We start from the raw sequence: 573 nt of genomic DNA, 5'->3' as shown, positions 1-573 counted from the left end.
GGTTGTCTGTTGGCGTTGGTCTCATGGGCTGTCTTCTCTAAAAATGCGGTGGCGAATTCAAGTTCATCAGAGCCTGCCGTTTCTCAAACTGAAAACGCATCCAGTTCTTTAGAACACGAGAACAAAGCGCGTGAGTTGGCAAGTGATGCTCAAGCGAATAAAACGCAAGAGCTAACCCCTGATTCGCGACAAGAATTGCTGGCTCCGCAAGAACCGTTTATCGATATAAACAGAATGCTGGATTCGCTTTCTGGCGATGAAGGCGCTGTCCGAATGTTGCTCGAGGTCTTTATTCAAGATCATGCTGAAGATGGTTCTAAATTACATAAACTTCTAAACGAAGATATAGACAACGCGCAGCGCGCAGCGCACAGCCTGAAAGGGGTGTCAGGAAGTTTAGGTGCAATGCCCCTGCATTACATCTCAGGTGAGATAGAATTATTGATAAAACAGGGCAAAGAGGTACCGGATAATAAGCTCTGTCAATTAAGGGATGTATTACAACAAACAACACTTTTCGCAGAGAAAGTTCTCAACAGTGAAAAGATACGAGAAGTGCTAACAGATTGATAT

Annotated in this window: 1 protein-coding gene; it reads left to right on the top strand. The window is 44.3% G+C overall.

Going from position 1 to position 573, the window contains the following annotated elements:
• A partial coding sequence (locus R7190_RS29385) for an Hpt domain-containing protein (protein WP_318138141.1) occupies nucleotides 1-570 on the top strand: 570 nt, incomplete at its 5' end.
• Nucleotides 571-573 lie beyond the last annotated feature (3 nt).

The sequence above is a fragment of the Vibrio sp. 1078-1 genome, from assembly GCF_033340475.1.
The sequence above is the reverse complement of the archived record's forward strand: the minus strand, read 5'-3'. Positions and strand labels throughout refer to the sequence as shown.